19 protein-coding genes are annotated in these 25,275 nt (G+C 33.0%); 5 read left to right on the forward strand and 14 right to left on the reverse strand.

The window, feature by feature from the left end; translation table 11 throughout:
• Positions 1 to 126: 126 nt before the first annotated feature.
• The gene (locus QLQ96_RS02585) at positions 127 to 1,470 is read right to left on the reverse strand and encodes an FAD-dependent oxidoreductase (RefSeq protein WP_482494421.1); all 1,344 of its coding nucleotides are present in this window, start codon (positions 1,468 to 1,470) and stop codon (positions 127 to 129) included.
• 214 nt (positions 1,471 to 1,684) lie between these two features.
• Here QLQ96_RS02585 and QLQ96_RS02590 point away from each other — a divergent pair, with 214 nt between their 5' ends.
• A complete protein-coding gene (locus QLQ96_RS02590) occupies positions 1,685 to 2,278 on the forward strand; it encodes a GNAT family N-acetyltransferase (protein WP_482494423.1) in 594 nt (197 codons plus the stop codon).
• Positions 2,279 to 2,315: 37 nt separating this feature from the next.
• Here the strand turns inward: QLQ96_RS02590 and QLQ96_RS02595 are convergent, their stop codons facing one another.
• Positions 2,316 to 2,699, reverse strand: coding sequence for a DUF1214 domain-containing protein (locus QLQ96_RS02595; RefSeq protein ID WP_482496910.1), 384 nt, complete (start codon positions 2,697 to 2,699; stop codon positions 2,316 to 2,318).
• Positions 2,700 to 2,709: 10 nt separating this feature from the next.
• Complete coding sequence (locus QLQ96_RS02600; protein ID WP_482494425.1) at positions 2,710 to 3,765, reverse strand: DUF1254 domain-containing protein; 1,056 nt, start codon at positions 3,763 to 3,765, stop codon at positions 2,710 to 2,712.
• 366 nt (positions 3,766 to 4,131) lie between these two features.
• Here QLQ96_RS02600 and QLQ96_RS02605 point away from each other — a divergent pair, with 366 nt between their 5' ends.
• Together QLQ96_RS02605 and QLQ96_RS02610 are read left to right on the forward strand one after the other, a co-directional pair.
• Positions 4,132 to 5,580, forward strand: coding sequence for a serine hydrolase (locus QLQ96_RS02605; protein ID WP_482494426.1), 1,449 nt, complete (start codon positions 4,132 to 4,134; stop codon positions 5,578 to 5,580).
• A 160-nt stretch (positions 5,581 to 5,740) separates the two neighbouring features.
• Positions 5,741 to 6,184 (forward strand): hypothetical protein, encoded by a 444-nt coding sequence (locus QLQ96_RS02610; RefSeq protein WP_482494428.1) that lies wholly within the window; start codon positions 5,741 to 5,743, stop codon positions 6,182 to 6,184.
• A gap of 112 nt (positions 6,185 to 6,296) precedes the next feature.
• On the opposite strand, the gene QLQ96_RS02615 is transcribed toward QLQ96_RS02610, so the two are convergent.
• Entirely contained in the window at positions 6,297 to 8,687 is a 2,391-nt protein-coding gene (locus QLQ96_RS02615; protein WP_482494430.1) for a penicillin acylase family protein, read from the reverse strand.
• Positions 8,688 to 8,795: 108 nt separating this feature from the next.
• Between QLQ96_RS02615 and QLQ96_RS02620 the strand changes: the two genes are divergently transcribed.
• A complete protein-coding gene (locus QLQ96_RS02620; protein WP_482494432.1) occupies positions 8,796 to 10,352 on the forward strand; it encodes a hypothetical protein in 1,557 nt (518 codons plus the stop codon).
• Positions 10,353 to 10,524: 172 nt separating this feature from the next.
• On the forward strand, positions 10,525 to 12,321 hold the full coding sequence (locus tag QLQ96_RS02625; protein WP_482494434.1) for a hypothetical protein: 1,797 nt from the start codon (positions 10,525 to 10,527) through the stop codon (positions 12,319 to 12,321).
• A gap of 54 nt (positions 12,322 to 12,375) precedes the next feature.
• On the opposite strand, the gene QLQ96_RS02630 is transcribed toward QLQ96_RS02625, so the two are convergent.
• From QLQ96_RS02630 to rsgA, 10 genes are all read right to left on the reverse strand, one after another.
• The gene (locus QLQ96_RS02630) at positions 12,376 to 12,819 is read right to left on the reverse strand and encodes a YMGG-like glycine zipper-containing protein (RefSeq protein ID WP_482494435.1); all 444 of its coding nucleotides are present in this window, start codon (positions 12,817 to 12,819) and stop codon (positions 12,376 to 12,378) included.
• A gap of 293 nt (positions 12,820 to 13,112) precedes the next feature.
• Positions 13,113 to 14,387, reverse strand: a complete 1,275-nt coding sequence (gene kynU / locus QLQ96_RS02635) for a kynureninase (protein ID WP_482494437.1) — start codon at positions 14,385 to 14,387, stop codon at positions 13,113 to 13,115.
• Positions 14,388 to 14,569: 182 nt separating this feature from the next.
• The gene (gene queA, locus QLQ96_RS02640; RefSeq protein WP_482494438.1) at positions 14,570 to 15,619 is read right to left on the reverse strand and encodes a tRNA preQ1(34) S-adenosylmethionine ribosyltransferase-isomerase QueA; all 1,050 of its coding nucleotides are present in this window, start codon (positions 15,617 to 15,619) and stop codon (positions 14,570 to 14,572) included.
• Between the two features lie 424 nt (positions 15,620 to 16,043).
• Positions 16,044 to 17,273, reverse strand: coding sequence for a 3-phosphoshikimate 1-carboxyvinyltransferase (locus tag QLQ96_RS02645; protein WP_482494440.1), 1,230 nt, complete (start codon positions 17,271 to 17,273; stop codon positions 16,044 to 16,046).
• Positions 17,274 to 17,406: 133 nt separating this feature from the next.
• Positions 17,407 to 17,733: a nucleotide pyrophosphohydrolase gene (locus tag QLQ96_RS02650; protein ID WP_482494442.1), complete on the reverse strand. Its 327-nt coding sequence runs from the start codon at positions 17,731 to 17,733 to the stop codon at positions 17,407 to 17,409.
• 3 nt (positions 17,734 to 17,736) lie between these two features.
• The gene (locus QLQ96_RS02655; protein ID WP_482494444.1) at positions 17,737 to 19,725 is read right to left on the reverse strand and encodes a DUF3857 domain-containing protein; all 1,989 of its coding nucleotides are present in this window, start codon (positions 19,723 to 19,725) and stop codon (positions 17,737 to 17,739) included.
• A gap of 2 nt (positions 19,726 to 19,727) precedes the next feature.
• Positions 19,728 to 21,743: a DUF3857 domain-containing protein gene (locus QLQ96_RS02660; RefSeq protein ID WP_482494445.1), complete on the reverse strand. Its 2,016-nt coding sequence runs from the start codon at positions 21,741 to 21,743 to the stop codon at positions 19,728 to 19,730.
• 24 nt (positions 21,744 to 21,767) lie between these two features.
• Positions 21,768 to 23,675 carry a DUF3857 domain-containing protein gene (locus QLQ96_RS02665; protein ID WP_482494447.1) on the reverse strand — a complete coding sequence of 636 codons (1,908 nt, stop codon included), beginning with the start codon at positions 23,673 to 23,675 and terminating at the stop codon, positions 21,768 to 21,770.
• Positions 23,676 to 23,739: 64 nt separating this feature from the next.
• The gene (gene dtd / locus QLQ96_RS02670) at positions 23,740 to 24,192 is read right to left on the reverse strand and encodes a D-aminoacyl-tRNA deacylase (RefSeq protein WP_482494449.1); all 453 of its coding nucleotides are present in this window, start codon (positions 24,190 to 24,192) and stop codon (positions 23,740 to 23,742) included.
• Positions 24,193 to 24,288: 96 nt separating this feature from the next.
• Positions 24,289 to 25,266 carry a ribosome small subunit-dependent GTPase A gene (gene rsgA, locus QLQ96_RS02675; protein ID WP_482494450.1) on the reverse strand — a complete coding sequence of 326 codons (978 nt, stop codon included), beginning with the start codon at positions 25,264 to 25,266 and terminating at the stop codon, positions 24,289 to 24,291.
• Positions 25,267 to 25,275: the final 9 nt, after the last annotated feature.

Here is a 25,275-nt window from a genome sequence, read left to right on the forward strand (position 1 = left end):
GTCATATAAGTTCATTTTATTTGACTTTGTAAACATAAATAAACCCGACAGGTTTTAAAAACATGTCGGGTCTTCTATTTAAGAAAAGTTATATTTACTTATATAACTTATATTGTTTTAAAAAAATTAAGCCTGTTCCAACAAAGCCAAAATTTTCTTTTCTACTTCTGGACCATTCCAAATATTTTCGATATTTTCCATTTGAAGGATTTTTTCCATAATTCCATTTTGATAATCTCCAATTGCTAATGCTTCTGAATATGGGCGATCACTAAAAGTAACTCGGCTGTAAAGCGGAATCCATTTGTCTGGATATTTATCTGAAAAAGCTTTTTCTATTTTCTTTTGCAACAAGAATTTTTCATCTGCCGTTTTAGTACTCATTTCTAAGAAATTTCGATATGAAAGCTCTGCAATTGCATCTGCATTTGGTTTTCTAGAAATCTGATATTCTGCAAATATCTTTTTCCAATCGTCTTGGTACTTTTCAATCATTTCGCTCAAAACGGTGATATCTTCAAAACCTGCATTCATTCCTTGTCCGTAAAACGGAACTATCGCATGGCAAGCATCTCCTATCAAAGCAATTTTGTTTTCATATGTCCAAGGAAAGCACTTCATTGTAACCAATGTACTTGTCGGATTTTTAAAGAAATCATTTGCCAATTCTGGAATCACTTCAATAGAATCTGGAAAGTTTTTCTCAAAGAAATCTTCGACCATTTTACGATCTGTTAAAGATTCAAAAGAATTTTGTCCTTCAAAAGGCATAAATAAAGTACAGGTAAAACTTCCATCAAGATTAGGAAGCGCAATTAACATATACTCGCCTCTTGGCCAAATATGAAATGAGTTTTTATCTAATTTATGTGTTCCATCTGGATTTGCTGGAATATTCAATTCTTTATATCCCATATTCAAAAATTCCTGAGAATAATTAAACATGCTTTGACGCTGCATTCTGTGGCGGATTCTAGAAAAAGCTCCGTCGGCACCAAAAACCATATCAAATTTTCTTTCTTCCCACTCGCCTCTTTCGCTTTCTCCAATATGCAGAGTGGCATCATTCAAAGTAACATCCCAGATTTTTTGCTCAAAATGAAATTCCGCTCCCGCTTCTTCGGCCAGATCGATCATTTTTCTGTTTAATTTTCCTCTTGAAATAGAATATATCGATTCGCCTTCTTGACCGTAATTTTGGAAATTTAACTTATCGACCAAATGAATGGCGCGTTTATCCATCGGAATTGCAATTTCTCGAACCGAATCGCCAACTCCCACTGCATCTAAAGCTTTCCATCCACGGTTGGACATCGCTAAATTAATAGAACGGCCAGAGAAGTTTATTTTTCGGATATCGGGACTACGATCATAGACATGAACGGTGTGTCCAGCTTTTTTAAGATAAATTGCTAGAAGCGACCCTACAAGTCCAGAACCAACAACAGCAATTTTTAATGAAGTTTGCATCGAGGAAAATCTAATATTGGGTCGTAAAAATAACTAATAAATGTACATGAGCCTTAAAATAAATGAACAAATTGCTTGTAAATAGTGATTCACAAGATTATTCGGATTTTCATTAATTTAAAATTATAACAAATTGTTATTTTATTTAATTTATTTACAGAAATTAAACATTTACTTTCGCTCTAGGTTTATTTCATTAGAAAAAATAAAATTCATGAACAGCGAAATTTTACAATCAGACATTATTTTAGAAAACGAAAAAGTGCTTTTAATTCCGTTTGAAAGCAAAAGAAATGTAGAACTCAAGGAAATCATTTTTGATGATGAAATTTGGCAATATATGGGTATGTATGTCCGAAACGATCAAGACTTTGAAAAATATATAGAAAGTACATTAAAACAAAAAGCTGACGGAATTTGTTATCCGTTTCTAATTATCGACAAAGCAACAAATAAGGTTGCCGGAAGCACTCGTTACGGATATTTAAATCACGCTAGCCAAAAATGCGAAATTGGATGGACTTGGTACGGAAAAGCATTTCAGGGAACGGGATTAAATCAAGCTTGCAAATTTGAACTGCTTAATTTTGGTTTTGAACAAATTCAATTTAAAAGAATACAATTTAGTGCTGATCTTGAAAATATAAGATCCCAGAAAGCAATTGCAAAATTAGGTGCTGTGAAAGAAGGTCTTTTTAGAAATAATTATGTCGATTCTGAAGGAAAAAGCAAGGATGATGTTTATTTCAGCATTATATCAGAAGAATGGGAAAAAACTAAGCGAGAAAATTTCACTCCATTCATTTAAAAAACAACCCAGTTTTTAAGCTGGGTTATTTTCTGAATTAATTTACCTTTTCTACATCATTTAATTTCCAAGACTGATCGTATAACGTTTTTGTTGGACCGTAAAATCTGGCCAATAATTCGAAATCACCTTTTGGATCTGTTGGAATCCAATTGCTTTCTCCTTCTGGCGGTGGTTTAGGTCCGAAATATAAGGTTACCGTTCCGTCTGTATTCTTTTTAAGTCCAGGCGTTTGAGAAGAACGCCCCGCCCATTTTGTATCTCTAATAAAAGTATGAGTCTCTCTATTGTATACGGTAATTGACCAGTATTGTTTTACAGGAACATTTGCAGGAATAGTTACTTTATAAGAAGAATTTCCTTTTAAAAAACTGCCTTCTTTGTCTTTTAAAGTGAGAAGATAATATTGTGATTCTCCAATATGTTTCGCACTAAAAAAAAGCCATCATATAACAAACTCCCCTATTATCGATTGGATAAATTCCTGGAGTTAGATAAGATTTCATCACACTCATTTTATATTCGTCGCTTGCAGGAAAAAACCAATTGGTTCCTCCGTAAAATGGTTTTGTATTTTCGTAAAGAGACACTAACCATTCTTTTGCATCTTTTGCTGCGTGATTAAAAATTTCTTTAGTTCTTGCATCTGGAGCAAATGATTTTCCGCGCTCGATTCCTATTGTTTTTAAAGCATCTATGATTGCTCTATCTCTTTCTAAAAACGGTTCTTGCTGCACAATTTCGTTAAGCACTTCATAAAAACTTTCATCATATTTAATAGACGAATCATAAATTGCTTTTGAAGCATCTACAAATGTTGTTTTTGGCGAATTTGAAGCTTCAGCAAACGGATAAAGTTTAACTCTTTTTGCATAATCCACCGCTGCTTTTACATCTGTTGGACTGCCGCTTTTTAGTACCGAACGTAAAAGTGCATAACCGCGATACGTATCAGACTGCATAACAAAATATCCAGACGGAATTTTGCTTTTATCATAACCTGGAGGCAAAATAATATATTTTCCACCTTTTCCTTTGTCTAAACCTCCTGGGCCGACATCTTCAATTGCGGCTTGCCAATAGTTCATTACACTTCCGTTAAAACTACCACTATCTGCAGGAGGTATTTCCAAAACTATTGGTCCTTTTTCTGTATTAAAGAAAGGCATCAAATAAATTACATCTGGATTTGGTGTAAGCGTCTGATTTTTCCAGTTCAATAATTCTGGCCATATCAAAACTTGGTTGTACGAACCATTGATTTTTTCCATCTCTTTGTACATGAGCTGAAAATTAACAGCTGGAATTCCCCAAATTGCGGCTTCTACAGCTCTGTTGTACTGCATCTTTTCTTTAATATTCTCAGGATGAAATTCGGTTTTCTGGGAAGAATCACTATTTGGAGCTGTATTATTTATTGTCGTTTCCTTCTTACAAGCTGTTGCAATAAGAAATAATGAAAATAGACAAGGAATGATTTTTTTCATAATATTTGATTTAAACTGGAATTAGACATAAAATACCAATCAAATTTAACCTTACAAAACAGAATATTAGCTACTTACTAACTTTAAGATGTTTCAAGTTATAATTTGAAACATCTTTTTTTCTACTTTTTTGTCTAAAGCACCTTTTCACTGGAATTCATTAGTTTGAAAATAAAATAAAAAAAAGTGTCTTCCAGCTGAAACCAAATCGTAAATCAATCGTCTAAGATTTTAGAGCATTAATTTATTTCATTAAAAAAAATCGTAATTTCGATTTAACTTTCTGAATATCTTTTTGTTACCAAAGTTTCAATCATCAATCAAAACCGAATCATTTCATTAATCTCAAACCATAATCAATCCATTATGAAAAAATCAATCAAACTTATTGCGCTCTCTGTCGCTTTGCAACTTTCGACATTTAGCACTTTTGCTCAAGATAAAGCACAGCAAATCGAACAGCTTTTAAATAAATATACCGAGTACGGACAATTTAATGGTTCTGCTTTGGTAGCCGAAAACGGAAAAGTAATTTTCAAAAAAGGTTTTGGTTCTGCTAATATGGAGTGGAATATTCCGAATCAGCCAGATACTAAATTCAGATTGGGTTCTATCAGTAAACAGTTTACGGCACTTTTAATTGTAAAACTGGCTGAAGAAGGAAAAATAAAATTGGATGTTCCTATTACCACTTATCTTCCTGATTATCCAAAAGAAAATGGTAGCAAAATCACAATTCATCATTTACTGACTCATACTTCTGGAATTCCTAATTATACTAGCGCGCCAAACTTTCTTAGAGACAAAGCGAAAAGCCCTTATACGCCAGAAGCCTTTATAAAAACATTTTGGAGCCTGCCACTTGAATTTACTCCTGGCGAAAAATTTAATTACAGCAATTCGGGTTATTTCTTGTTAGGTTACATTATAGAAAAAATTACAGGAAAAACGTATGAGCAAAATTTACAGGAAACTATTTTCACGCCTTTAAAAATGGTGAATTCTGGTTACGATCACAGCGATTTAATTATAAAAAACAGAGCTGCTGGATATGAAAAAGAAGGAAAGAAAATTGTCAATGCTGCTTATATCGACATGAGTATTCCGTACGCGGCGGGATCTTTGTATTCTACGGTAGAAGATTTGTATTTGTGGGATCAGGCGCTTTATACCAATAAATTGCTTTCTGCAAAAAGTATGGAATCGTTGTACAAACCTTACATCAAAGCTTGGAATGGTTTTTACGGATACGGATGGTCAAAATATGAAGTTGAAAACGGAAGCGACAAATTAACTATTATTGAACACGGCGGAGGCATCAACGGCTTTAATACAATCATTTCTCGCATTCCTACGGATAAAAATCTTGTTGTTTTATTGAATAATACTGGCGGAACTGTTTTGAGCGAAATGAACACTGCCATTCGCAATATTTTATACAGTAAGCCATTTAATCTGCCGAAGAAATCATTGGCTTTGGATTTATTAGATGTTTACACCGAAAAAGGCGCTGTTGCAGGAACTGATACTTTTAAAAAGTTGAAAAATGATCCAACGTATGCGATTAAAGAAGGCGATATGAACCGAGTTGGATATCAATTACTGCAAACAGGAAAAAAGAAAGAGGCTATTGAAGTTTTCAAAATTAATGTAGAGGCTTTTCCAAAATCTGGAAATGTTTATGATAGTTTAGGTGAAGCTTATTTGGCAGACGGCGACAAAAAACTGGCGATTGCCAATTATAAAAAATCTGTTGAATTAGATCCGACAAACGAAAGCGGTAAAAAAGTTTTAGACGAACTTTTAAAGAAATAAAGCGAGATATTTTTTAAAATAAAAACTCAAAAACAACTCCGATAAAGTAGATCAACAGTCTATTTTATCGGAGTTTTTTGTTACAACTTAGAACATTCAAAATTTGATGATTTATTTTTTTTAATATTATTTTAGCCTCCCCAAAAACAACTGAATTCCCATGAAAAATCTAAAAAACTACAGTTTTCTTTCTGTGCTGCTATGCCTTTTTATTTCTTCTAAAGCTGCATCGCAAAACAATCAGCCATTGATGCCAACACAACAAAACAAAATTATAATAGATAAAATTGTCGAAGCGACTAATTATAAAAACTATATAATTGATTTTTGTTTAGTGAAAATAAATGAAGCTTCTGCAAAAGAAGGCTGGAACGATCAAAAAGCTATGGAAATTACAGAAAGCATCAATTACAAAAATTTCAGGGATGCGATTTATAATATCTTCGCAAGACACAATGAAGTGGAATTAGAAACGATTTTAAAAGCTTACGAAAAAGATACTGCCTATCAATCTCAAAATTTTATGACAGCTAATAGAGTTCTTTCTAATAATCTGAACATTTTTGCTGATGATATTGTGAAAGGGAAATATCTTTTGAAATAAGGTTCAGAGGTAGAAAGTAAAGGTTCAAAGGTTTTCTAAACAGAAATCTTTGAACCTTTTTTTATGTTTTTCAAGTCAACTTAAAACCTGAAACTTGAAACTTGAAACAAAATTATTTCTTCGGTTTCAAAACTAGTTTTGTTGATGTTTTTATGATTTCTTCTTTGTTTAATTTCATTTTTCTGAACTTTCCTGCGTTGTACATTTCGGCTTGATCGCTGTAATGTTTGCTAAATGGATTTCCAGATTGTCCTGTTGGCAGAATACTCCAGCTGTTTTCTACGTCTGAAAAATCTACAATTCTTCTTGTTGAAGGTCCGCCTTTTACATAGTATTTCCCTTCGTCATTAAATCCGAAGAATAAATTATTGATTACTTCATTTGAACCTGGAGAATTGAAAGGACCAACATTAAATAATCCGCGGAGAGCAGCGACTTTTCCTAATGGATGTTCGTGTTCTACGGTATGCACTTTTCCCCAATTCCAATCTGAAATATTTTCTCCTAATTGGTTCTGTAAAGCAATAACAGCATCACGAAATGATTTTGAAACAATTTCTGTTCTCGTTTCTTTTACATTTTTGGTTTTGATATTATCCCACCAAACCGAATTTTCATTTTTTATCTGATTGGCAATAACTTGTTTTCCAAGCGAAATTCCCAAGAATAAATTAAAATTATCTTTCCCCATTTCGTCTTCAAATGTATTTTTTAGATACAAATAAATCCATTTGTTGTAAATCGTTGGCGCAACATCGTCAATATTCGTTGTGCCGCTCCAAGATTTTAAAACTTTCAAAACTTCTTTTTCGTTATTCGAAAGCGGTTTATTATCTAAAACTGCAATTAGTTTTTTAGTCGTTTCAACTGCAACATCAGAAGTATTATCATAAATCATTTTGTTGATAGCTTCTTTGTCCCAATCTGATTTGGCATCCAAAATTCCCGAAATTCTTTTAGCTCGATCTTCTGGCAAATAATATCCCGGATATAAATAACCATTGTCAATCGCTTCTGGCTGATTATTGGCAGAATAAACATATCCCCATTCTGGATTTTCAGCTGACGGATTTTTTTCGAAATCTAAAAACTTTGTAATATCATCTTTTCCGCTAGAACCGTCTAAAATCAAATGCGTATTTACGCCTTCATTATGTCGGTACAATTTTCCACTCGCCCACCATCCAACATTTCCTTTGGCATCTCCATACATTACGTTTAATCCAGGAGCTGCAATTAAAGAAACTGCCTTTTTAAATTCGGTTGTGTTTTTAGCATGCGAAAGTCCATAAGCAGCATCTAAAATCAAAATTGGTTCTCTGGTATATGTCCAAGACATTGCAATTGGCGTTTTCTTATCTAAACGATCTATAAAATCATTCATAATTGGTCCGTGACGAGTAGTTTTAACCGTCAAAACAACATCAGAGGAATCTTTTACTTTTATCGTTTTTTTTCTGATTTCATATTTGCTGAAACCTGTTGGCGTTTGATATTGAGAAACGTCATCAGCTTTGTTTTTTTCTTGGTAAAAATCGATATCATCATTTTCAAACATTGTCAAGCCATAAGCATATTCTCTGTTGTGCGCCAAAAGCGGAAACGGAGTTCCAGCCAGATAACAGCCATACAATTCATGTTTTGGCGTTACCAAATGTGCTTCGTACCAAGTTGCAGGCTGCGAGAATCCGATATGCGGATCATTCGCAAAAATAACTTTTCCTGTTTTCGATTTGTGCGGACCAACAACCCAGCTGTTACTTCCAACAAAAGGCGGAATCGGAGATTGATCCAACATTGCCGAAATAGATTTTGAAATTTCGGTGTATTCTTCTGTCTTCTCTTTAGAAATTTTAATTCTGGTGTTATTGAATTCTCCTTCAATACCCAAATCTTTCAAATAAGCATCGCCGTATTTATTTTTTATATCTGTTAATAAAGGATCTGTTTTCTGAGCCATCGCAAAACTAAAAGACATATATCCGAAAATATTATAAACGTCTTTTATGGTAAATTTTTGCTTTTTTACACCAACCAAAGTAAATTCTATTGGCGTAACTCCTTCTTCCAAATATTGATTAATTCCGTCCAAATAAGCTTGAGTCAGTTTATAACTTTCGCTGTTTTTATCCAATTTTGCAATGGCTTTCGCCGAAGCTTCTTCGATTCCGATTCCTGCAAAAAACTTGTCGTTTTTAAGCGCAACGCCTCCGAAAATTTCAGATAAACGTCCTGGTGCAATTCGGCGTAATAATTCCATTTGCCACAATCTTTCTTGCGCATGAACATATCCAAGCGCAGTCATAGCATCTTTTTCAGAATCTGCATAAATATGGGGAACTCCAAAATCGTCAAAATAAACCGTAGTTGCTGCATCGAGATTTTTTAATTCTAATGAACCTTCATATTTCGGTTTCAAATGAAAAATGTAAGCACACAAACCAATCGCAAGAATCACAATAAGAACCAATAATGTCAGCAGAATTTTTTTAATTATTCTCATATTCTAAAAAAGGATAAAATTCAAAATGATATAACTTTTCTCTAAAATTTTATAAAAGAAAACTTTCTTTAAAAGTCTAAATTTATGTATTTAAAATTAATACTATAAATGTCAATCTATAAAAAAATAGCGATTGTAGTAATTTCTCTGCTTGCGATTGTAATAGTTGCTAATATTGGCTTGAATTACTGGATCAAGAAACAGCTTCCGATTATTATTCACGAAAAGAATAAAACAGCTTACAATATCAATTATGAAAAAATTGAAGTCTCTCTTTTTTCTAGAAATATTCATGCGCAAACTTTATTGGTGAGTCCGAAAAATGAGCCGAAAGACAGCAAAAACGGACTTTTTTCTAAAATCGAATCTATTACTATAAAACATTTCAATATTTGGGATTTGGCTTTTCGCGATATCATTCAGGCGGAAAGTATCATTATCAATAAACCGCGAATCATTTTATACAAGAAAGGCGAAAAATTAATCAATAACAGCAAAAGCATTGAAAAGGAAATTATTGATCCTTTTCGAAAAATTATTGCAGTTTCGAATATTTACCTCAACGAAGGATCGGTTGATGTTGTTTCTTTAGACACCGAAAAACCTATTTTCAGCGTAAAAAAAATTCTTTTAAAACTGGAAGGCATTTTAATTACCGATGCTACTTTAAAAGAAAAAATTCCGATTCGATATGAAAAGTATGCTTTGGTTTGCGACAGCTTATTTTACAGACCAAATGGATTCTATCATATCAATATTGGAAAAATAAGCACCGAAAAGAATTTCCTAAAAATTAATAATTTTTCTAATATCTCTCAATTTAACCGACGAGAATTTACAAAACGTCTTGAAACAGAAAAAGACATTTACAATTTAAAATTCGATTCGGCTCAAGTTGCAAAAATGGATTGGGGTTTTAAAAACAATCAATTTTATTTCAAAGCAAATTCGCTTGTGATCAATCATTTTGATGCCAATATTTACCGCGGAAAAATGGTAAAAGACGATTTAAAGAAAAAATACCTTTACAATCATTTACTGCGAAATATAAAATTCCCACTTCAAATTGATACACTTCAAGTTTTGAAATCTAAACTAGTTTACGAAGAAGAACTTGATTTTGCAAAAGGCCCTGGAGCTTTAACTTTCGATAAATTCAATCTGCAGGCAACTAATTTGCGAAGCGGTTTTGGCTTGAAAAAAACAGCTGATGTAAAAATCAAAGTCAAATGTATTTTTATGAAAAACTCTCCTCTTGATGTCAATTGGAATTTTAATGTTTTGGACAAAAGTGACGGATTTCACATTCAAGGTGTGATTTCTAATTTTGACCTTGCAGCAATGACAAGATTTACAAAACCTTACATCGGCACTTCTTTTACGGGAACTTTCAACAAATACCGTTTTAACTTTTACGGAAATGATAATGGCTCAAAAGGAAATGCTTCTTTGGATTATGATGATCTAAAAGTGAAAATGTACAAAAAGAAAAATCCTGAAAAAGAAGCCAAACTAAAAACGGCTGTTGTTAATTTATTGGTCAAAAATGATTCAAAAGACAAAGCCAAAACTGCAGAAATTGAAGTTGAACGACTTCAGGACAGATCATTCTACAATCTTTTGTGGAGAAGTATTGCAGAGTCTTTGAAGAAGATTTTGATTTAGTTTTTTTTTGCCACGAATTACACAAATTTTCACGAATTATTAATTTTAGTTAAGCCGAATAAAATTCGTGTAATTCGTGTAATTCGTGGCAACCAATCTATAAACCTGACATTTATCAGGTTTTAGGAGAAAATATTTTTTTTCATTTGCTTCTATTTTAATCCGAATACAAATGACAAAAAAAAATCTGCATACTTTTCATATTCCGGTAATGGGATTGGCTTATACCATAGACAGTCCGATTAGAGTCGCGCAGTATGGAATTTCATCGGTTGTGGCTCTCGCAGACGATGATTTAATTGAAAAGATGCGTAATTTTTACAGCACAAAATTCAACATTCCTTACGAAGAAATTACTCAAAAATTTCATGATTACCGTGCTGAAAGAATTACCTCTTATTTAAATTTAGTCGATAAAATTGTAAAAGAAAAATTCGAAAATTTCAAAACTGAATTGGCAGAAAGCAAAACTGCTTTGGAAAATTTCATGTCGATGCTGCCAAATACTTCTGACATTAAAAAAGGATTTCAGAATTTATTGGATGATGGAATTTCCTTTAAAGAAAATATTCAGAATTATATCGAATCCCATCTTTATCCTGGAGAAATCGATGTCAATATCATGACGAAATTAGATAAAGATAATTTCATCAAAAATGAACAGCTTCCAATCGAATTTAATGATGCTCATGCCGCGTTAAGAGGTTTTGCCAAAAGCAATTTGGAATCTTCTGTTGTACTTTCTGCGGGAATGAATCCGAGATTATTTGGCTATTTCGAAAACTTCAAAGACTTTTTTCCCAATGAAAATAATGAGCTAAAAAAGAAAATTATCTTGAAAGTAAGCGATTTTAGATCGGCGATGATTCAAGGAAATTTCTTGGCGAAAAAAGGCCTTTGGGTTTCTGAATACCGAATTGAATCGGGATTAAACTGCGGCGGACATGCCTTTGCAACCGACGGATTGCTTTTGGGCACCATTTTAGAAGAATTCAAGCAGAAAAAAGAGCAATTGATACAATCTGCCCACGAATTAATGATTAAGGCTTTACAGCTAAAAAATCAGCATTTGCCAGAAAATCCTTTAGAATTAAAAATTACCGTTCAAGGCGGAGTTGGAACAGCGGCAGAACATGAGTTTTTATTAGACGAATATAATGTTGATTCTGTTGGCTGGGGATCTCCGTTTTTATTAGTTCCTGAAGCTACTTCTGTAGACCAAGAAACTCGTAATTTATTGATGAAAGCCAAAGAAGATGATTTTTACTTGAGTAATATTTCGCCTTTGGGGGTTCCGTTTAATACTTTGAAAGGAACAACAAATGAATTCTTAAAGCAAAAACGAATTCATGAAAACAAAGCAGGAAGTTCTTGTCCGAAGAAATTTTTAGCGTTGAGCAAAGAATATGATCCTCACGGAATTTGTACGGCTTCAAAAAAATATCAGGATATTAAACTGGAGGAGTTAGAAGCAAAAAAAGATTCTGTATCTGCTGACGAATTTGAAAAAAGCAAAATCAAGATTACTGAGAAATCGTGTTTGTGTGTTGGTTTAGCCAATGCTTCTTATTTAGAAAATGATATTAAAATAAAAGGTCAAGCACAAGGCGTTGTAATTTGCCCTGGACCAAACTTAGCTTATTTTGATCAAGAAGTTTCTTTAAAAGATATGATCCAACATATCTATCAAGGAAAATCAGTTATTAGAACTGAACGCCCAAACTTATTTATAAAAGAGCTTAAAATGTATGTTACGTATTTTAGAAATGAAATTCAATCTATTTCTGGAGAACTTACAACGGCTCAGCTAAAAAAATGGAATTCTTTTAAATCTAATCTGTTAGATGGAATTGAGTATTATAAAAATTTATTTGAATCGACGACAGTCTTTAAAGACGACTTAAATCAACTCGATTCTTGTAAATCAGAATTAGTTGGTATAAAAATTCCCGTTTCAGAATTGGTTTAAAATTGAAAACCCCAAATTATTTCTAATTTGGGGTTTATTTTATCTATAAATAAATTATTCTTTCTTCTTGTTTTTGCTATCAATAACAGCTCCAGTTCCAGTTCCGAGTGCAGCTCCGGCTAATCCGCCAATAATGGCACCTTCGCCTTTTTTCTTACTAACAATTGCTCCAGTTGCAGCACCTACTCCTGCACCAATAACAGCACCTTTAGCGGTTGCACTCCAACCTTTTTTCTTGGTTGTGGTGGTAGTGGTTGTCGCAGTATTTCCATTTGCAGCTTGCTGATGCACTACCACAACTTTCTCTTTCTGAGCTTCTATTTTTTCCTCATTCATTTTTGCCATTTCAGTCTTCATCGAATCGATAACACGCTGTTTGTTAATCTCAACTTTCATTGAATCAATGCTGGCTTGTTTGGCTTTATTTATATCTTCTTTATTTTGTTGTTGACAAGAAGTTAAAAATATCATGGTCAATAAAATATATAAGCCTTTCATGATCTTGTAATTTTAAAATTATACATTACAAAATAAGCAATATCTGCTATAATGGTTGTTACAGAATTTTTTTGAAAGGTTACAAAATTAAGCTGAAGAATATTCTTTCATGCAAATTTCTGAGATTATCTCTTCCTATAAAAATCTCGCTAAGTCGCTAAAACACAAAATTTAATAAAAAACAACCATATAAGTAATATAAGATATTTTAAGTTTTTCCTTAATTGAACTTATATTACTTATATGGTTTAAAAAAACTTTGCGTCTTCGCGTCTTTGCGAGAGATAATTTTTTTATTTCCCTAAAATCCCTTTTTTCAGGATTTGCCCGAAGTCATACATATCTTCATAAGAGCAATACAATGGAACAGGTGCCAGACGAATTACATTTGGTTCGCGCCAATCTGTTATTACTCCGTTTTTCATTAAATAATCAAATAACGCTCTTCCTTCTCCGTGCAAGAAAACTGATAATTGAGAAGCTCTTTCTGCAGGATTTGAAGGTGTAATGATTTCAAAAGTACTATCTACTTCTTTATCAATTTCGTGAAGAACAAATTCTAAATAAGAAGTAATATGATCACGTTTTGCGATTAAAGCATCCATTCCTACCTCAGCGAACATTTCTACTGAAGCCAAATAAGGCGCTAAAGACAAAACAGGAAGATTACTAATCTGCCAACCGCCAGCTCCCTGAACTGGATCGAAAGTTGGTTCCATTTTAAAACGGCGTTCTTTGTTGTGTCCCCACCAACCTGCAAATCTTGGCAAATCTGAATTATGATGTTTTTCGTGAACAAAACAGCCCGAAGCATTTCCTGGTCCTGAATTCATATATTTATAACTGCACCAAGCAGCAAAATCTACATTCCAGTCGTGAAGCTCTAATTTGATATTTCCAGCAGCGTGCGCTAAATCCCAACCTACTTTTGCTCCTGCTTTTTGTCCTGCTGCAGTGATTGTTTTAATATCAAAAACTTGTCCGGTATAATAATTTACGCCACCAATTAAAACCAAAGCTAGTTCATCTCCAACTTCTTCAATTTTAGCTAAAACATCTTCTAAGCGAATATTATGTTCTCCTTCTCTACGTTTAATTTCTACAATTGCATCTTCTGGTTTATAACCGTGAAAATTCACTTGACTTTGAAACATGTATTGATCTGATGGGAAAGCTTTTTCTTCGCAAATAATTTTGTAACGTTTTCCTTTTGGCTGATAAAAAGACACCATTAACAAATGAAGATTTACCGTCAAAGTATTCATCACCGTAACTTCTGACGGAAGCGCTCCCACAATTTTACTTAATGGCTCCGCAAATCTTTCTTGATAGTCCCACCAAGGTTTTTCGGCATAGAAATGACCTTCAACAGCCAATTCAGCCCAATCGTTCATTACTTCATCAATATAAGCTTTGGTACGTTTTGGCTGTAAGCCTAAAGAATTCCCTGTAAAATATATAACTCGTTTATCGTTTACTTTCGGAAAAATAAATTGTTCTTGATAATGGTTTAATGCGTCTTTCGAATCTAGCTCTCGTGCAAATTCTCGTGTATTTTGAAAAGTCATTGTTTTTTGTTTTGCTTGCTAAAATAACAAAAATTGTTTGTTTTGTTTCAAGTTTAAGGTTTCAAGTTTCACGTTCTGCTGGTAACTTGAAACTTGGCACATGAAACCTGAAACCATTTAAAAAACAGAAACCCGACAGCTTCAGAAAACTGTCGGGTTCATATATTTAAAATTAATTCCAATTATAGAATTAACATTGCGTCTCCGTAAGAATAGAATTTGTATCCTTCTTTGATCGCTTCGTCGTATGCTTTTTTCATTAAATCGTGTCCACAGAAAGCAGAAATCATCATTAATAATGTCGATTTTGGTGTATGGAAATTCGTAATCATACAGTTTGCAATACTAAAATCGTGAGGAGGGAAAATAAATTTATTTGTCCATCCCTCATAAGGATTCAAAGTATTAGCAGAAGAAACAGAACTTTCAATTGCACGCATAGAAGTTGTTCCAACCGCACAGATACGTTTTTTCTTTGCTTTCGCATCGTTTACGATATCACAAGCTTCTTGATTAATAATCAACTCTTCTGAGTCCATTTTATGTTTAGACAAATCTTCAACCTCAACTGGATTGAAAGTTCCTAAACCTACGTGTAAAGTTACCTCTGCAAAATTTACTCCTTTGATTTCTAATTTTTTCAAAAGGTGTTTTGAGAAGTGCAAACCAGCCGTTGGCGCCGCTACAGCTCCTTCTTCTTTTGCGTAGATTGTTTGGTATCTTTCAGCATCTTCAGCAGTAACTTCTCTGTTGATGTATTTAGGAATTGGAGTTTCTCCAAGTTCTGTCAATTTGTTTCTGAATTCTTCGTAAGATCCGTCGTATAAGAAACGTAAAGTTCTTCCACGAGAAGTTGTATTGTCGATTACCTCAGCAACTAACGAATCGTCATCACCAAAATAAAGTTTGTTACCAATACGGATTTTTCTAGCTGGATCAACTAAAACATCCCAAAGTCTTTGCTCAGAATTTAATTCTCTTAATAAGAAAACCTCAATTCTTGCTCCCGTTTTTTCTTTGTTTCCGTACAAACGCGCAGGGAAAACTTTTGTATTATTTAGAATTAAAACGTCTCCGTCATCAAAATAGTTGATTACGTCTTTAAACATTTTATGTTCGATAGTATTTTTTTTACGGTCAATTACCATTAAACGAGATTCATCTCTATTTTCTGCTGGAAATTCAGCCAAAAGTTCTTTCGGTAAATTGAAATTGAAGTGTGATAATTTCATATTTGAATTGTTGATTTTAGAGTGTAGCTTTTAGATTTGTTTATCTAAAATTTTAAATCGGATGCAAATATACGATTGTGAGATAGGCGTTGTCAAGTGTTTTGACGTTTATTTTCAAAAGTCCTTGATTTACTGCTGTTTCAGATTGACTTAAAAAGCTATTCTTTAAGTCAATTTTAACTTTTTTAAACCATATTAATAAATTTTTCAACCATATAAGTTCTATAAGTTCATTTAAGCTGATCTATAATTTGGCTAAAGCCGAAAAAAACAGCCCTAAAGGTCTCCAGTTAAAACTGAAGGCAATTGAAATTAAAAATTTACATATAAAAAAACCTCTGGTTTAAACCAGAGGCTATATTTTATAAGCTAATGCGTTGAGCTTTTAATTAAATAAACTTATATAACTTATATGGTTCAAAAATTAAAGTTCAGAGATTTGAAAATTCAAAGCTTTTAAATCATTCCAGAAATCTGGGTACGATTTAGAAACTACTTCAGCATCATCAATGATAATTGGCACTTTGATTGCTAACGGAGCAAACGCCATTGCCATACGGTGATCGTTGTATGTTGCAATATGTACGTCGTGAGTAATATCGCCAGAACGCGATAAAGTCAAACTGTCGTTAGTCACAGAAATATTTGCGCCTAATTTTGTAAGCTCAATTCTTAAAGCTTCAAGTCTGTCTGTTTCTTTAATTTTCAACGTATGAAGACCTGTCAAATGACATCCAATTCCTAAACCTAGGCAAGTTACTACAATTGTTTGCGCAATATCTGGTGTATTGTTCAATTCAAAATTTACATCTTCATAATTGAATCCTGAAACTTTCTCCAAAGTCATTTTATTGTTTTGGAAAGTTGTTTTCACACCAATTTTTTCATAAATTGAAACTAATTCAGAATCTCCTTGAAGACTATTTTCTTTGTAACTGCTCAAAGTAATTTTTGCAGCATCTGACAAAGCTACAAGACTAAAGAAATAAGAAGCCGAACTCCAATCAGATTCTACGACCATTTCTTTAGATTCAACTGCTTCTTTAGGGAATACTTTGATTATATTTCCTTCAAAACTAGTTTTAATATCTAAATCATTAAGCAGAGCCAAAGTCATTTTGATGTATGGAATTGAAGTAATTTCTCCTTCTAAAGTCAGTTCTAAACCATTATCTAATTTTGAAGCCACTAATAAAAGTGCCGAGATATACTGGCTGCTCACATTGGCTGCCAAAGTTACTTTTGAAGCTGTAACTTTTTTTCCTTTGATTCGAATTGGCGGATAACCTTCTTCTTTTTCATACGAAATCTCAACTCCCAATTGTCTTAAGGTATCAACTAAAATTTTAATTGGTCTTTCTTGCATTCTGCTAGAACCTGTCAAAACCACTTCTCTTCCTTCGTTAACCGAAAAATAAGCGGTTAAGAAACGCATTGCAGTTCCTGCGTGGTGAATGTCTACAATTTCGTCATTTCCAGCCAGCGCTTTTTGCATCACTTCGCTATCATCTGAGTTTGAAGTATTGGCTAAAGTAATATTTGGGAATAACGCTTTTAGCAACAATAAGCGATTTGTCTCGCTTTTTGATCCTGTAATATTTAGTTGCGAATCATCAATGGTGAATGGTGAATTCGTGCTTAATTTTAAATTCATTTTTTTAATTGTAAGTTGTGAATGATGAATGATGAATGACTAGAAACATATTCAGCCCTGCAATTTACCACTCCCCATTCATAATTCAAAATTCAAAACTCATAATTCAAAACTTATGAGTGATATTTCACAATTATTTCAATTTATCATTGTTTTTGTGACGATCTTTATCTCTAACCGATTTTAGATCCATTTTTTTATCGAAAGATGCCTGCAAATCGATTCCTGTCTGATTCGCTAAACACAATACCACAAAAACAACATCTGCCAATTCTTCTCCTAAATCCTTGTTTTTATCGCTTTCTTTTTCAGATTGTTCTCCATAACGTCGCGCAATAATTCTGGCAACTTCACCAACTTCTTCTGTCAATTGAGCCATATTCGTTAATTCATTAAAATAACGAACGCCATGTTCTTTTATCCAAGTATCAACTTCTAGTTGTGCATTCTTTAAATCCATCTTCTATATCTTTTTAAGAATTATTTTTTCGTTTTGGTTTACGATCATCTTCTGAAAAAACTCTTTTATCATTCCGTAATCCTCTGCTGCAAAAATACTACTGTTGATTTCTTTTTGGCCAACAATTTGAATTTTGTTTTCTGAAACCGAAAAATTTAAAATAAAGGACATCAGCTTGTCTTCTGAAGTTATTTTGAATGGCTTAGGAATCGATTCTATTGTGTAACCCTGAGGAATTTCGACACTTAGATTAAACTTTTCTAAATTTTTATATCCAAAATAAACAGGCATTTGTCTTTTTTCCTGATTGAAAGGATTTTTAGTTTGGGTAAAAAATAAAAGCGGATTCATAAAAATTTTACCATCAATAATATCAGATCGATTGCTTGAAGAAAAAGAAAAAGTTTCTATAACCGATTGATCTAGGTTTGACTTCTGATTTTCTATTTTATAATTTGAAATCTCCAAACCTCCCAATCTATTTTCAAATTTTTCAAGATAAGCATCTTCCGTTTTAGTATTATTTTCTTCTCTAAAACTGTACGCATCATAATCTGTTCGCTGCACTCGAGCCTGACCATTCATTTTTCCGTCAGAATTTAATTTGACAATCAGACTGTAAATTTCTTTAGACTGCTGTGTCGGATCTAGTTGAATTTCTTCAGAACTACCGTCTTTCTTAATTAATCTTCCGTTCCAATTTAAAACATTCAATGGCAAAATATTTGGCGCCGTAAGTTTATGACTTGCATCCAAAAGGATTCTTTTGCCATCAATATCGGCTACTGCTATCACATAATTGAATCCTGTTCTTGTTGGATAAACTGGAAGTCCGTTTTGTATTGTACTCACCAAAACAGGATTGGCTTCGATACCTGCCGCGCGAAGCATATTGATCAGAATAAAATTGATTTCTGCCACATTTCCTGTTTGATCTTTATAGGCTTTTTCGACTCCTTTTTCTGTGTAACAACTATTAACTTCATTCCAATTCATTCGATTTTTAACATATGTAAAAATCAGATTCAATCTTTCCTTTCTATCTTCCACATTAGACAATAGTTTATTTAGATCATCTGTAAACAAACTGCCTTGATTTAATTGTTTCCCGAAACTATCATCTTTAAAAATAGTCTTTGCAACACCTTCCCAAGTTAAACTATAATCTTTTACAGGCTTATCTGGAAGACGTACTCTTTCTAGTTCTTGCTGAATACTGCCTCGATAATTTTCTAGATTACTAATGTAAGGTTCCTCTTTTAATGCTGGAACATCTTTTCCTTGATAAAAGCTTTCAATCTGTTTATAACTAAATGAACTTGTTTGGCTGAAGGAATTATCAAAGCTCTGACTAGTGCCTATAAATTTAGATTCTGTTTCTAGCGGAATTCCTCCAATTAAAATAGGTTTATAAATATAAAACTCTGGAATCTGTGTTTTGTAATAAAAATAGTCAACAGGAATATTGAACTGAATATCAAAATCAGGAAACTTTATCAGATTTTCAGACCTTAAAACGTATTTGTATTCAATAATAGAACCCACTTTTACATTTGGCAAAGTGATCGTTTTTTCTTTCCAGTATTTATTAATTTTGTTTTTAAACTCGCCCTGATTATTCAATTTCGTTTTTACGATATTTCCGTTTTCTAAATTGTAGGTCACTGCATCTGAAAATTCTAAACGGTCTTCATTTAAATTATCATAACCGATATAAAAACGCACTTTCTGATTGGCCCAGCTTAAACCTTCTTTTTTGTAAATTTTGATTTTTACCTCGCAGATATGGTTGGCGTAAAATCCAACATCTTTGTTATAACCAAAATAAGTCCTTCCTTTTTTAAACAAGATAGCAGCGGGTGCGCTGCTATCTTTAGGATGAATTTTCTCGTTTAATTCTGCAATCGTTACTTTGCCCAAATCATAATTTTGAGCTTGAATAGTTATCGTACATCCAAAAAAGGAAATACAAATAAAAAGGAATCTTAACATAATTAAATACGTTTTAAAACAATTTTTTCGGTTTCTTTTGCAATCATTGTTTTGTAATACTCTTTCAGCATTTCATATTTTTCAGCAGAAACGATCGCTTCATTGATTTGATGCAGAATAGCCAGCTGCAATGTATTTTCATTAACCGCAATATTAAACTTAAATATCCCTAAATTATCTTCCATTGTAACAGCAGCAGGTGTAGGCAATGTTTCAACTGCAAAACCATCTGGAATTTTAATCGTAATATTATACTTATCAGCAAAAGGGTAGCTAAAATCTACTGGATATTCTCGCACTTCTTGCTTAAAAGGATTTTTATCATTGGTAAAAAACAACATCGGACTTACATAGATTTTATCTCCAATAATCTCACATAAATTATTTCCAGTAAATGAATACGTTTCAACTATAGGAAGCAAAATATCTTGTTCGTTCGTTTTTGAATATTCGCTAATTTCTATTTTATTATTTATGTTTTCTAGCTTTTCTAAATATTCTTCTTCCTTAAGATTGCTAATATTACCCCTTGTTATCATGCCGTTGTAATCTGCACATTGTCTTCTTGTTTTTCCTGTCACTTTTCCATCTGCTTCAATATTGTAAGTCATAAAAACATTATCCGAGGATGTTTTCTCTGGCATCAGATTAATTTCTTCAGATGTTCCATCTTTTCGGATTAATCTTCCTGACCAATTTAAAACTCGAAGAGGCAATATATTTGGCGTCGAAAATTTATCAGATGCATCTAATAAAATATATCCATTTGGAGTTTCTACAGCGGCAATTACATAATTAAATGCCGTCCTGTTTGGAAACAAAGCGATTCCGTTTGCACGTGTGCTTACCAAAACTGGATTTGCCGTTAAACCTGAATAACGAAGCATTGCGGTAAGCATTAAATTAATGTCTGCAATATTTCCTGTTTTTTCTTTATAGGCTTTCTTAACTCCATTATCACAGCTATATCCGAAATAATTATTCCATTTCACATTTGCTTTTACATGATTAAAAATTGTCCAAATCTTCTCTTCTGGTGTTTTAGTTTCAGCAAGCAGTTTTTTCAGATCTTCTTCAAAATATCCCGTTTTATTTAATTCAGGACCAAAATCATCATAATCGTAGATTGTTTTCACTACCGAATTCCAATCTGTAGAAAGCTGTTTGATAGGTTTATCTGGAAATCTTGTCATAGACAATTCATGAGAGACCGATGACATATAGTTTTCTATATTATTTACATAGGCCTCATCTTTCATAGCCGGAAAATTCTCTCCAACATAGGTTGTTTGCGTTTCTGAATAATCGATTTTATCTTGATGAAATTCTGTTTGTATCGCCCCTTTATTACCTCCTGACCTTTCTTTCGAATTAATAAAAATTGCTTTATTACTCTTGTCAGAAATTACCCTAGGAAAAACATAGCCTTTTTGAGCTGGAGTAAAAACAAAATATTCAGGAATATAGGTTTTAAATTCAGAGTAGTTCACAGGAATACTAGTCTGAAAATTCCAATCTCGAATTAATGGATCTGGACTTCTAACGCTGTATTTAAATTCTACAACAGAACCTTCCTTAACATTCGGCATTGTGATTTTTTTCTGGCTACGAAATTTATTGATTGCTGCATCAAACATTCCGTCGCTTTTTAGTTTTGTAGCTTCAATTTTTCCACCTACCAGATTGTAAGTTACCGCATCACTCACAGATACTTTCTCTTTAAAATCAGTATAATAATAATACCAAATTTCATGATTTGCCCAGTTGTACCCCTCTTTCTTGTATATTTTAATGCGGGTTTCAACATCCATGTAAGTTACAAAACCATCAACTGGATCGTACTCGATTCTTGCTTTTCCTCTTTTGTACAAAATTGCTGCTGCCGCCGAAGAATCTTTCGGATGCACTTTTTGTTCAAGCTCTGCAACAGTAACTTTTCCTAGTTTAAATTCTTGTGATATTATTTTGGGAGAAAATAATAAAATCACAAACAGACTAAATAATTTAATGGTTTTCATTGGTAATTTTTGGGTTAGTTTGGTTTAGTTCTTTGTTAATATTATTTTGGCATTATCATTTCTGGAAACTTGTTCCATAAACAAACGATACTCATCATACTCTTTATTTGAATATTTTCCTTTGCTAACGAACATTGATCTTTTATAAGTCAATTTGTTATTGTCCTTTTTAATTATTTCAGTTTTATATTCTCCAAATTTTCCTTTTAATTCATACTTTGAAGGCAAAAATTCGATACTGAACCCTTCTGGAAGATTGATTTCAATTTCATCTGTATCTAAAAAACCACGCTGAATTTGAAATGGATTTTTACGGTTTCGAATTCGTTTTACATTTCCGGAATTCTGATTAAAAGCATCAACCACAAAAATCATTTTATTACCCGAAAGTGCTCCATAATTTACCGCGCTTAACTGAACGTCTTCGGTAAAACGGATATTCTCTTTATCATTAATAAAAACAATTTTGCCTAATTTCAAATTATTAATATTGTCCCAGTAATCTTTATAATGTTCTTCTTTCTCATTTGGTTGCATCGTTTCTACTCGAGATTTAAAATCATATATACTTCCTTGAGATGCTATTTTTAGAACTCCTGAAAAATTTCCAGCTTGATCAATTGTATACACTCCTTTACCTTCTTGAGTATTTCCGTTATCATCGTAGATTTTAGTACGAACAATTTTTCCTCCATCAGGTTTTACAACCAAAACATCGCGATCGTCTGTAAAAGTTCCTTGATAACCAAACGGGCCATTTTGACTCGTACATTCCAGCCAGATGTAATTATCCTGATTAGGAATTGCCAAAATCATATGGTTTCCTTGCATTGAAACAAAATCGGATTGAATATCTTCTTTATAGCGGTCACCATATAAAATAGTATTATAGGACGGAACATCTACAACCTGCAAAAGCGCTTTTGTATAATTTGTTAAAGCTTTGCAATCTCCATATCCCAAGCGATCAACATCGTTGGCCAGCATAGGTTTCCAGCCGCCAATACCGATGGCAATATTCACATATCGAGATTTTTTCTGCACATAATCGTAAATAATTTTGGCTTTTTTGATAGGATCTTTTTCACTCCCAACCAAAGCTTTTATTTTTGTTTTTGTCTCTTCGGGTAAAATGGTTGTTCCATTTAAAATTTTATCGCCATACCATTTACCAAATGATTCCCAAGTAGTAGCATTTCCGTCAACTCCTTCCAAGTGAAAGTTTTCTAATCCCATCATGACTTTAGGAAAAAGATCTGAAAGAGAAGGACTAAGATCTTCTTTTTTTTGAGCCGCGATATTAGTCGCTACATAACTTAAATTCGTATCGGAATCGACAGTTTTTTTAATATTGAAATTATCAAATCGGAACTCTTTCTTTTTAAAACCTAGTTCTTTTGGAAAAGTAACATTCAGAATACATCTTTCTACGCTCAAGTTATACCCCCCAATAAAATACCATTTCGGTATAAACGCAGTATTCGAAGTTTCAATTTCGCTTGTAAAAGCAATTGTAAAAGGATAAGAAATCGGAGTGTAATCTAAATAAACGACGCGGCTATCTGAGAAAAGAGTGCTGCCGCCAACGGCGCTCTGATCTTTAAAATCTTTTCTTTTGATTTTTTTGATTTCATTTCCCACTGCATCATAAACTATTGCTTCAATATTTTTTATTGAAGTTGTTTTATCATAATTACAATAAGCATCGATATCATTTAACCCTTTTTCGTTTAATACAGAAACAACTCTTTGAGTTTTGACATTCATACTTCTTTGCGAAGTAATTACAATATCCATCTGGTCTAAACGAAGAACAGCATTAGCATTTTGTTTTAAACTATCAGGAATGAAAATTATAGGATAATTGCTCTTTTGAGCGAATGAAGTAAGGTTTGTTAAAAGTAAAAAAAATGCAAAAAAGAGTTTTTTCATTAGTAAGTATTTTCGCCAAATATATATTATTTTCAGAAATCCTTAACAAATGTTTAATAATATTTTACTCCCTATTTTTGCTATCCATTACTATTGTAACTGGACCGTCATTTAAGAGACTGACTTTCATATCGGCACCAAAAATTCCGGTTTGCACTTTCTTTCCAAACTCTTTTTCTATTGCTTGAATAAAGTTCTCATAAGTCGGAACTGCAAAGTCTGGTTTTGAAGCTTTTATATAAGAAGGACGGTTTCCTTTTTTTGTGGATGCATGAAGCGTAAACTGACTCACGACAATAATATCGCCGTCAATATCTTGAACCGAACAGTTCATGACATCATTTTCGTCTCCAAAAATTCTCATTTTAATGATTTTTCCAGCAAGCCAATCGATGTCTTCCTGAGTGTCAGCATCTTCAATTCCAACTAAAACCAATAAACCTTTTTTTATATCTGCTACAATATTAGAATCGACAGTTACAGATGCTTGAGAAACTCTTTGGATTACTACTTTCATTTATTTTTAAGTCATAAAATTTAAAGTACTAAAGTCGAAAGTCCTAGGTTTTGTAGAAGCTTTAAGATATTCGACTTTAGGACTTTAAACTAATTTTTATTTTCTAGTTTCATCGCTAGCTGCACGATCTTCTCCATACGAATCAGTACGATAATGTTCTTCGTCGCCTTCGAGGATTTTTAAATAACTATTGTAACGCGACCAAGCGATTTCATCTTTTTCTAAAGCTGCTTTTATGGCGCAATGAGGTTCTTCTTTATGAAGACAATTATTAAACTTACATTGATCTTTTAATTTGAAGAATTCCGGAAAGTAGCCACTTATTTCTGAAGGTTCCATATCTACGATTCCGAAACCTTTGATTCCTGGCGTGTCGATAATTCTTGCATCAAAAGACAAATCATACATTTCTGCAAAAGTTGTGGTATGCTGACCTTGTTTGCTTTGTTCTGAAATAACAGTAGTTTTTAAATGAAGACTTGGCTCCATCGCATTGACCAAAGTTGACTTTCCAACTCCGGAATGTCCTGAAAACATGCTCACTTTGCCAATCATCATTTCTTTCAGCTTGTCAACGCCTTTATTTTCTGTAGATGAAATTCGGAGACATTTATACCCGATTTCCTGATAAATATGTTGTAGATAAAGCTGATCGTCTAAAGTCTGATCATTTAAAGTATCAATTTTATTAAAAATCAAGACGGCTTCAATTCCGTATGCTTCGGCAGTTACCAAAAAACGGTCGATGAAACTTGTAGTTGTTGGCGGATTATCAATCGTAACCAGTAAAAAAACCTGATCGATATTCGACGCAATGATGTGAATTTGTTTCGATAAGTTAACCGATTTACGAACGATATAGTTTTTTCTTTCGTGAATCGTATGAATCGTTCCCGTTAAAGCATCTGAAGTTTCCTCCAAATCATAATCAACAATATCGCCCACAGCAATAGGATTGGTACTTTTAATACCTTTCATTCTAAATTTCCCTTTCATACGGCATTCGATAAAATCGCCTTTTTCAGATTTTACGGTATACCAGCTTCCTGTAGATTTATAAACGGTTCCTGTCATTCAAATTTT

It is taken from the genome of Flavobacterium sp. B167r (assembly GCF_056824315.1).

Excerpts from the sequence above, each read along its gene's own strand:
- QLQ96_RS02585 (WP_482494421.1), bottom strand. The coding sequence starts at position 1,470 with ATGCAAACTTCATTAAAAATTGCTGTTGTTGGTTCTGGACTTGTAGGG.
- QLQ96_RS02590 (WP_482494423.1), top strand. The coding sequence starts at position 1,685 with ATGAACAGCGAAATTTTACAATCAGACATTATTTTAGAAAACGAAAAA.
- QLQ96_RS02600 (WP_482494425.1), bottom strand. The coding sequence starts at position 3,765 with ATGAAAAAAATCATTCCTTGTCTATTTTCATTATTTCTTATTGCAACA.
- QLQ96_RS02605 (WP_482494426.1), top strand. The coding sequence starts at position 4,132 with ATGAAAAAATCAATCAAACTTATTGCGCTCTCTGTCGCTTTGCAACTT.
- QLQ96_RS02610 (WP_482494428.1), top strand. The coding sequence starts at position 5,741 with ATGAAAAATCTAAAAAACTACAGTTTTCTTTCTGTGCTGCTATGCCTT.
- QLQ96_RS02615 (WP_482494430.1), bottom strand. The coding sequence starts at position 8,687 with ATGAGAATAATTAAAAAAATTCTGCTGACATTATTGGTTCTTATTGTG.
- QLQ96_RS02620 (WP_482494432.1), top strand. The coding sequence starts at position 8,796 with ATGTCAATCTATAAAAAAATAGCGATTGTAGTAATTTCTCTGCTTGCG.
- QLQ96_RS02625 (WP_482494434.1), top strand. The coding sequence starts at position 10,525 with ATGACAAAAAAAAATCTGCATACTTTTCATATTCCGGTAATGGGATTG.
- QLQ96_RS02630 (WP_482494435.1), bottom strand. The coding sequence starts at position 12,819 with ATGAAAGGCTTATATATTTTATTGACCATGATATTTTTAACTTCTTGT.
- kynU (WP_482494437.1), bottom strand. The coding sequence starts at position 14,387 with ATGACTTTTCAAAATACACGAGAATTTGCACGAGAGCTAGATTCGAAA.
- queA (WP_482494438.1), bottom strand. The coding sequence starts at position 15,619 with ATGAAATTATCACACTTCAATTTCAATTTACCGAAAGAACTTTTGGCT.
- QLQ96_RS02645 (WP_482494440.1), bottom strand. The coding sequence starts at position 17,273 with ATGAATTTAAAATTAAGCACGAATTCACCATTCACCATTGATGATTCG.
- QLQ96_RS02650 (WP_482494442.1), bottom strand. The coding sequence starts at position 17,733 with ATGGATTTAAAGAATGCACAACTAGAAGTTGATACTTGGATAAAAGAA.
- QLQ96_RS02655 (WP_482494444.1), bottom strand. The coding sequence starts at position 19,725 with ATGTTAAGATTCCTTTTTATTTGTATTTCCTTTTTTGGATGTACGATA.
- QLQ96_RS02660 (WP_482494445.1), bottom strand. The coding sequence starts at position 21,743 with ATGAAAACCATTAAATTATTTAGTCTGTTTGTGATTTTATTATTTTCT.
- QLQ96_RS02665 (WP_482494447.1), bottom strand. The coding sequence starts at position 23,675 with ATGAAAAAACTCTTTTTTGCATTTTTTTTACTTTTAACAAACCTTACT.
- dtd (WP_482494449.1), bottom strand. The coding sequence starts at position 24,192 with ATGAAAGTAGTAATCCAAAGAGTTTCTCAAGCATCTGTAACTGTCGAT.
- rsgA (WP_482494450.1), bottom strand. The coding sequence starts at position 25,266 with ATGACAGGAACCGTTTATAAATCTACAGGAAGCTGGTATACCGTAAAA.